This is a genomic window from Pseudomonas sp. SDO524_S393 (genome assembly GCF_054071875.1).
On the sequence record NZ_JBSVVZ010000153.1, the window covers coordinates 1 to 1,244 of the forward strand.

Below are 1,244 nucleotides of genomic sequence, written 5' to 3' on the forward strand. Positions count from 1 at the left end.
TGGCCGTCTTCGACGCCTAGAAGGTTGCCTTGGCGGTCGTAGGTGTAATCGACGGTTTTGCCATCGGGAAGGGTTTTTCTTACAAGGCGTCCGGCAGAGTCGCGCTCATAACGGGTAACCAGCTGACTGCCATCGTCGCCATGCTCAGTCTTCTCCTGAAGGTTGCCATTGAGGTCATAGACATAAGCCGTACGCTGGCCATCAAAGCCGATCTCCTGCTGGATCAACCCGTTGGCGTGGTAGTCGAGCTGATAAACCTCGCCAACCTCGTTTTCGATCTCGGTCAGCAGCAACCGGGCATTGTCGTAACGGTATTTGACCTGGCTGCCATCGGCATTGAGACGCCGGCTGATCAGGTGCAGGCCGTCGGCATACTCGTAGCGGGTGACGTTTCCCAGCTCATCGCGCTCGGCGGTGATTTTTCCGTAAGGGTTGTAGCTGTATTTCCTACAAGCACCGCCCGGTAAGACCACACGAACTAACCGGCCAACGGCATCCCACTGGTATTCGGTCAGCGCACCGTGTTCATCCTCCTGCGCCACCTGTCGGCCCAGATCGTCATAGCGATAGCGCTTGATCCCGCCATGGGGCAATTGCTCCTCCAGCAATTGCCCGCGTTCGTTCCACACCAGCCGCTGATGGCTGTGGTCCGGGTACCAAACCCCAATCAGTTGCCCGCGTTTGTTGTAGCTGTAATCGGTGATGTGCCCGTCAGGATCGACCCGACGCGTCACATCTCCTTGCTCATTGCGCTCGTATTTCCAGACCGCTTCCCCACGCCGTACAACCCGTACGAAGCCGTTGTCATGCTCGTAGGAGGTTGGCTCGTCTTCCCCGGGAAACAACGCCACCAGCCGTCCGGCGTCGTCGTACTGGTAGGCTGTCACCGCGCCCAGCGGATCCTGCTCGACCGTCAGCCGGCCTTTGTCATCGTAGGATTTGAAATGCTCGGCGCCGTCGGCATCGATGCGCTGCACCAGCCGCGCCCGCCCGTCATGCACATAGACTTCCTGGCTGCCATCGGCGTTGAACACCGTGACCTGGCCGTCATCGCCCCAGGCATACCGCGTGTCCATCTGCGAGAAACTGGCCCAGTGCCGCACACAACGCGCGGCCTTGCCGGACCTTTCCCACTCCCAGAAGAAACTCGCCCCACCGGCCAGTCCACGTTCAAGAATGACGTGCTGCTCGTCGTAGCGATAAACCTCGCTTTCGCCGACGGCGTTGGTCGCCGAGATCAGTCG

1 pseudogene is annotated in these 1,244 nt (G+C 59.8%); it reads right to left on the minus strand.

Going from position 1 to position 1,244, the window contains the following annotated elements:
* Positions 1 to 1,244, minus strand: a pseudogene (locus ACW9IB_RS29435) (type IV secretion protein Rhs); the annotation flags it as partial.